The organism is Haloferula sp. A504, assembly GCF_044385805.1.
GTDB lineage: Bacteria > Verrucomicrobiota > Verrucomicrobiia > Verrucomicrobiales > Akkermansiaceae > Haloferula.
The window spans coordinates 164,499-170,641 of record NZ_JBISBU010000006.1 but is presented as its reverse complement, the minus strand read 5'-3'; the positions used below and the strand labels follow the sequence as shown (position 1 = coordinate 170,641).

The window sequence follows — 6,143 nt, the reverse complement described above, 5'->3', positions numbered from 1 at the left end:
GCAGGTCGGCCTTCTCGACAGGTTCCATCGTGCTTTCCTCGTTGGCTTTCATCGACTTGTGGTTCTCCTACCAAATGCGCAGAACGCCGTCAAGATACTGTATGCCTGGCATCTCGATCGATGGCATCTTGATGGAAAGCCTACCACGCTCCCGCCCAGAACGTGGCAGACTGGCTTCGACTCTCGTTGAATGCTTTCAACTTCGGAGAACGGCCCGGACACGGTGCGCAAAGGCTCAATCACCCCTATGCACGGAAGCACCCGTCGGCATGCTCGTCGACCATGCCGACCGCCTGCATGTAGGCGTGCATCGTGGTGGCGCCGACGAAGTTGAAGCCGGCCCGCCGCAGAGACTTGCTCAGCGTCTCCGACTCCGGGGTCGTCACCACATAGTCCTCGATTCGCTCCGGGCGCAGCACCTTCGGTTCATCGCCGACGAAATCCCACAGCCAGGCCACCGGGTCGCCTTCCCTGTCGGCGAGGTCGATCCATGCCCGCGCGTTCCGGCGAAAGGCCCACACCTTGCCGCGGTGGCGGATGATGCCCGGGTCGGTGAGCAGGGCTTCCAGTTCGCCATCGCTCAGGGCCGCCACCCGCTCGACCTCGAAGCCGTGGAACACCTCGCGGTAGCGCTCGCGTTTGCGCAGCACGGTCCACCAAGAGAGTCCCGCCTGGGCACCCTCGAGGCACAGCATTTCGAAGAGATACCGCGCATCGCGCGAGGGCACGCCCCACTCACGGTCGTGGTAGTCGGCATAGACCTCGTTGCCTTCCGGCAACCACGGGCAGCGCACCTTGCTCATTCGAAAAAGGTGTCGTCGTGCCGGTAGGGCGGGGCGCAGCAGCAGAGGAAGCGCAGGTCATGGGTCGCCCGGATCTGGTGCCAAGCGCCGGCGGGGATCAGGATGGCGTCGCCCTCGCCGACCTCCCGCTCCTCGCCGTCGATCTCCATGGTGCCGGTGCCGCTGAGAATGAAGTAGAACTCCTCGCTGTCGCGGTGCCAGTGGCGCTCGGTTTCGCCGCCGGCGGGAATCGTGGCCTCGGCGAGGCTCTGTTTCTCAACCGGAGCGTTGCTCAGGTCGAGGAGGCTGCGGATGGTCGAGCCGTCCTTGGTCGTGAACGGCTGCTGCTCGGAAAGGGCGCGGACTTCCATGCGCGAAGCATGCGCCGACCTACTCGCCGAGGAAAACGTATTCCTCGGCGATCCGGTTGAGCGAGCGGCGGGCCACCGGCAGGCACTCCGAAAGCCCGTTGAGCAACCGCCGGGGCGCACCGCGCGGGGCTTCGACGCTGTCGGCGGCGTCGCGATAGACCCGGCGCGCGAACTCCTCGTAGAACTCGATGCCCGGAGCGCCCCGCCGCTGACAACGGCGTTCGAGGAACCCGGGAAACAATCCGGTGAGCACCAGGAACTGATCGCCCGCCGCGAGCCGCAGGTGAAAGCGCAGACGGCCGTGCGCACTTTCCAGGATGGAAACGAAGTCGGCGGCGTGGGTGAGGCCGAAGGGAATGCCCTTCAGCACGTCCTTGGGATCGGCGCCCACGCGCTGGGCCATGACGCCCGAGACGTAGTCCGCCAACTCGGGATCCTCGATCCCCGCATCGAGAAAGGAGTGCCGGGTCAGGACGTAGAAATAAAACGATGCCGAGACCGACAAGGGTCCGGTCGAGTCGATGAGCCCGCGCAACACTTCCTTGAGATCGAGCATCTCGCGCAGGGCCTCGGGGTCCTCCCACAGCGTCCAGAGGTGCTGGTTTTCCCTCCCGGGAGCCAGCCGGGAGGACAAAAACGCGAAGTCCGCCGGGGTAAAACGGTCACGACTCGAAGGAATCCAAGAGGCCATGATTCCGGCCGGATATCAGGCAATTGCGGGCTTTGGCGACCAAAAAGTTAAGATTTCTTTAGTATTAAGCCCATGCTTGAGTTGAAAAATCCGGTCGGTTTTGCTTGCCCCCTGGTATCCCCGCTCCTATGGCCCCGGCGCTCCCGTTTCGGGAGCGGCAACCCGGAAAGAGACCCAGATGAACCGTAAACCCCTCTTCATCCCGCTGGCTTCCCTGCTCTTCTGCTCCTGCGCGCTGCAGGCCAATACCGCCAGGAAGGGCACGCCTCCGACCGAGTGGAACGTCAAGGAAGTGCAGCACGGCAAGGCCTCCTGGTATGGAGTCCGCTGCAATGGCGGCACCCACACCGCGAGCGGCGAAACGCTCTGCGACGACAGCGCCACCGCCGCGCACAAGACCCTGCCGATGGACACCAAGGTCCGCGTGACCAACCTCGCCAACGGCAAGTCGGAGATCGTCCGGATCAACAACCGCGGCCCCTACATCCGCGGACGCATCATCGATGTGACCGAAGGCGTCGCCAAGCGCATCGGCTTCTACAAGCGCGGTGTGGTGCCGGTGAAGGTCGAGGTGCTCGAAAAGAACGAGCCAGAGACCGGCGACAGCTGAACCACCGGCCGAGGAAACTTCCCAAGGCGGCTTTCCCTAACGGGTCGGCCGCCTTTTTCATGGGTTCGCAACCGGATCTTCATTGGTTCCCAACCGGTTCCTTTGGCCGACACGAAGTCGTGCCGGCGGGCCCGATCCACTTTTCCCTGCCCGGCATTCGCTCCGGCGTTGACACCCGAGCGCTGCCGGGCATCTAACGTGGGCAGGCGGGAGCAAGGGCTCGCGTCATTCGGTCATGTCGCTCCGAAAGCACAGCCACGGCGCCCGTTCGGTTCCCCACAAACGCCCCTACAAGGCGTCGGTGTGGTTCGCCCTGCTGCACTACCTCTCGATTGTTGCGACCCTGGTCTTCGCCTACATCCTCTACCGCACGCACGAGGAAAGGATCGCCTGGTGGCTGGTCGGCTCGATGGCCGCGATCGGCATCACCTGGCTGATGACCTACATCGCGCGCCGCTCCGCCCGCTGCCCGTTGTGCAAGGGCACGCCGCTCCTCGACACCCATGCAGCGAAGCACCGCAAGGCCTACCGGCTGCGGCCGCTGAACTACGGGATGACCGCGCAGCTCCAGGTCATCACCACCCAGCGCTTCCGCTGCATGTACTGCGGCACGCCCTTCGACCTGCTGAAGGATCACCGCCACGATCTGCCGCGGGGGGACTTCGAGTGAAACGCGGGGGATCCTTCCGGCACGATCCACCCGGGTGAATCCCGAAGTCAGTTCGCCAGTTCGACGACCTCGTTGAGGATCAGCTCGTCGCCGGGCTCGGGTTTGACCTCGTCAAAGCGGGTGATCGGATTGGCCAGCGCGCCCTCGACGGTCACTTCACCGACCCGGAGCTTGCCGAGGATGCCGCCGTTGCGGCGGATCGCGAGCACGGTGCCGGTCTGCACGTTGTCCTGGCTCTCGACGTTGAGCGTGGCGAAGCCGCCGAAGTTCGGATCCTCGACCCACTCCTGGATGGTCGCGATGAGCATCGCGTCGTTGATCAGCCGGGTTCGGCGGGCCATCTTGTTGCGATCCTCGGCGTAGCGCTCGGTGAGAAAGCCGGCCTCGGCTTCGGCGCGGGCGGCATCGGCCTGGGCTTCCTCCGCCTCGCGTTCGAGTTGCTTCAGGCGTTCCTCGAGATCGCCCACCTTCTCCTCGGCCTCGCCGCGGGTCACCAGATCGGTGCTCGACGGCTCGCTGGCCGCCTCGCGCAGGGCGAGCCGCTCCTTCTCGATCTGCAGGCGCCGGATTTCCTCCTCCATTTCGGTGAGCTGGCGGCGCATTGTGACGAGATCCTCTTCCGGCGCGTTGCTGACGCCGTCGTTCATCCGGTTGGTGAAGACCACCAGCGCCCCGAGCAGCAGCGCCAGGGTGGCTCCGAGCAGAATCTTCAGCGTGTCCATGGGGCGGAGGGTGCCGCCCCCACCGCGGGATGTCAACGCGGCTGGAAGGCGGGGTTCAGCGCAGCTTCCGGACCTCGATCCACTCCCACAGCCGCTGGTCGACCAGCGAAAGAAACGACCCGGTCCATCGATCCAGGGCCGCGCCCGCAAGAACCTCGTCACCGCCGACCAGCGTCTCGTTCATGCTTTCCGGGGTGGTGACCGAACGCACCGAAGGAAAGCGCTTCTTGAAGGCGGCCCGGGTGCGGCTCTGCATCCGGCGGTGGCCGCTGCCGGTGATCAGGTTGGTCAGGAGCAGCCCGCCGGGTCGCAACAGGCCCGCAAGCAGATCCACCCCCCAGTCCGCGCGGGTTTGCGGCCGGAAGACGTCCTCCGCTCCGGTCAGGTAGCAGTCGTCGATCACCACGTCGAAGCGCCGCCGCGACCGCCCGGCCCACTCGTAGGCGTCGCTGACGACGATTTCCGCCCCGATTGCATCAAGATCCATGTATCGTCGGGCCAGCTCGATGATTTCCGCATCGATCTCGACCGCCGTCAGCCGCGCATCCGGAAGCAGGTGGCGCAGGACCCGCAGCGAGGTGCCGCCGGCCAGTCCGAGCATCAGCACCGACTTCGGAGGACCTCCGGGCCGCAGCAAGGCCCCGGCCGCGATGTTGTCCCAGGCCAGACCGGTCAGGAACCGATCCTGGTGCCACCACGCATGAACCGCCCCGGCCACCCGAAATTCGCAGGCCTGCGCCGACTTCCAGACCTCGATGGTCTGGTGCGGGGTCTCGACATGGGAATGGTGGCGGAGTGGCAAGGCCGGCGAGCCATGACGGCTCCCACGGCCCTTGCCAAGGAAAAGCCCGGGCCTACCTCGCCGCAGCCAGGCGACGCACCATCCTGGGAAACAGCCACCAGTGGGCCGGCAGCACCGCGAACCAGTAGAGCCGCCCGAGCAGTCCCTGCGGACGGAAGGTCGCCGTCTGCCGCAGTTCATCCTGCCGCACGACGAACTCCAGCCACGCCTCGCCGGGCAGCTTCATCTCGGCGTAGAGGATCAGCCGCCCCGCCTCGCGATCGGCCAGCACCACCCGCCAGAAATCGAGCGCGTCCCCGGGACGCAGATCGACCGGGTCGCGCCGCCCGCGGCGCGTGCCGATGCCGCCCACCATGCGGTCGACCGCTCCGCGGATGTCCCAGGCCCAGTTCATCGACGGCCACCCGCGCTCGCCACCGAGCGACCACACGGCTGCCACCACCTCGTCCCGCGGAGCCGACAGCCGACAACTACGACGATCGTGGTAGACGCCGTGCTGCGGCACCTGGATCGCATCGATGAAACGCGGATCCAGCGACCCGCCGACCAGCGAGTCGACCCAGCTCGACGGCACCCGGTTCTGGGCGATCCTCGACAGGGCGCGATCGACGGCGACCGTGTAGGTGGACAAGGCCACCGGCACCAGTTGCTGGATGCGGTCGTCGCGGCAGACGGTTTCGTGCTCCAGCGAGTCGACCAGCGCGCGGGCCAGGGAAAAGCGGGTGGAGGTCATCAGGTAGAGCCACCACGACGACAACCGAGGACTGAAGAAGGGCACCGGAACGAACCATCGCCTGAGCCCGCGCACCTCGGCATAGCCGGCAAGGAGATCGCGGTAGCGCATCACGCCGGGCCCGCCGATGTCATAGGTCTCGCCCTCGGTTTCCGGCACCGCGAGCACGCCGCACAGGTAGGCGATCACGTCGCGGATCGAGATCGGCTGGCAGCGGGTGTCCACCCAGCGCGGGCAGATCATCACCGGCAGCTTCTCGGCGAGGTCGCGGACGATCTCGAACGAAGCCGACCCGGAGCCGACGATGATCGAGGCCCGCAGCACCGTGAGCGCCGCCTTTCCCCGCCGCAGCACCCGCTCGACGGCCAGCCGCGAGGCGAGGTGCGGCGAAAGCTCGCGCGACTCGTCGACCAGGCCGCTCAGGTAGATCACCCGCTTGCAGGAGCCGCGGTCCAGCCATGCCGTGAAATGCTCGGCCACCCTCTGCTCCTTCTCGACGAAGTCGCCCCCGGCACTCATCGAGTGGACGAGGTAGAAGGCCGCGTCGAGGTCATCGGGCAATTCCGGCAGCGTCGCCGGCTGCAGCAGGTCGCCCTCGATCACCTCGAGGTGCCCCTCGGGAAACTCGTCGGCGGGAAAGCGCCGCTTGTCCCGGACCAGGGCCGTCACCCGGTGGCCGGCCCCCAACAGCTCGGGGATCAGGCGCAGTCCGATGTAGCCGTTGGCCCCGGTAAGAAGCAAATTCACGCCTCACTCTTGTCT

At 66.3% G+C, this 6,143-nt stretch carries 8 protein-coding genes; 2 read left to right on the top strand and 6 right to left on the bottom strand.

Annotation, left to right across the window (positions count from 1 at the left end; translation table 11 throughout):
• Window positions 1-245 precede the first annotated feature (245 nt).
• From ACG2LG_RS05250 to ACG2LG_RS05240, 3 genes are read right to left on the bottom strand one after another with little or no spacing between them, the layout of a single operon-like run.
• Complete coding sequence (locus ACG2LG_RS05250; protein ID WP_396256969.1) at window positions 246-803, bottom strand: DNA-3-methyladenine glycosylase I; 558 nt, start codon at window positions 801-803, stop codon at window positions 246-248.
• Window positions 800-1,153, bottom strand: a complete 354-nt coding sequence (locus ACG2LG_RS05245; RefSeq protein ID WP_396256968.1) for a cupin domain-containing protein — start codon at window positions 1,151-1,153, stop codon at window positions 800-802. Before ACG2LG_RS05245 ends, ACG2LG_RS05250 begins: the two co-directional genes overlap by 4 nt.
• A gap of 19 nt (window positions 1,154-1,172) precedes the next feature.
• Window positions 1,173-1,844 (bottom strand): hypothetical protein, encoded by a 672-nt coding sequence (locus tag ACG2LG_RS05240; protein ID WP_396256967.1) that lies wholly within the window; start codon window positions 1,842-1,844, stop codon window positions 1,173-1,175.
• Between the two features lie 178 nt (window positions 1,845-2,022).
• Here ACG2LG_RS05240 and ACG2LG_RS05235 point away from each other — a divergent pair, with 178 nt between their 5' ends.
• Together ACG2LG_RS05235 and ACG2LG_RS05230 are read left to right on the top strand one after the other, a co-directional pair.
• On the top strand, window positions 2,023-2,454 hold the full coding sequence (locus ACG2LG_RS05235; RefSeq protein ID WP_396256965.1) for a septal ring lytic transglycosylase RlpA family protein: 432 nt from the start codon (window positions 2,023-2,025) through the stop codon (window positions 2,452-2,454).
• Window positions 2,455-2,689: 235 nt separating this feature from the next.
• A complete protein-coding gene (locus tag ACG2LG_RS05230) occupies window positions 2,690-3,124 on the top strand; it encodes a hypothetical protein (protein ID WP_396256963.1) in 435 nt (144 codons plus the stop codon).
• A 47-nt stretch (window positions 3,125-3,171) separates the two neighbouring features.
• Here ACG2LG_RS05230 and ACG2LG_RS05225 read toward each other — a convergent pair whose 3' ends face one another.
• Genes ACG2LG_RS05225 through ACG2LG_RS05215 form a run of 3 tightly spaced genes read right to left on the bottom strand, consistent with a single transcriptional unit; the run spans window position 3,172 to window position 6,128 of the window.
• Complete coding sequence (locus ACG2LG_RS05225; RefSeq protein WP_396256961.1) at window positions 3,172-3,846, bottom strand: hypothetical protein; 675 nt, start codon at window positions 3,844-3,846, stop codon at window positions 3,172-3,174.
• Window positions 3,847-3,901: 55 nt separating this feature from the next.
• Window positions 3,902-4,648: a spermidine synthase gene (locus ACG2LG_RS05220; protein WP_396256959.1), complete on the bottom strand. Its 747-nt coding sequence runs from the start codon at window positions 4,646-4,648 to the stop codon at window positions 3,902-3,904.
• Window positions 4,649-4,700: 52 nt separating this feature from the next.
• Window positions 4,701-6,128, bottom strand: a complete 1,428-nt coding sequence (locus ACG2LG_RS05215; protein ID WP_396256957.1) for an SDR family oxidoreductase — start codon at window positions 6,126-6,128, stop codon at window positions 4,701-4,703.
• Between the last annotated feature and the right edge of the window lie 15 nt (window positions 6,129-6,143).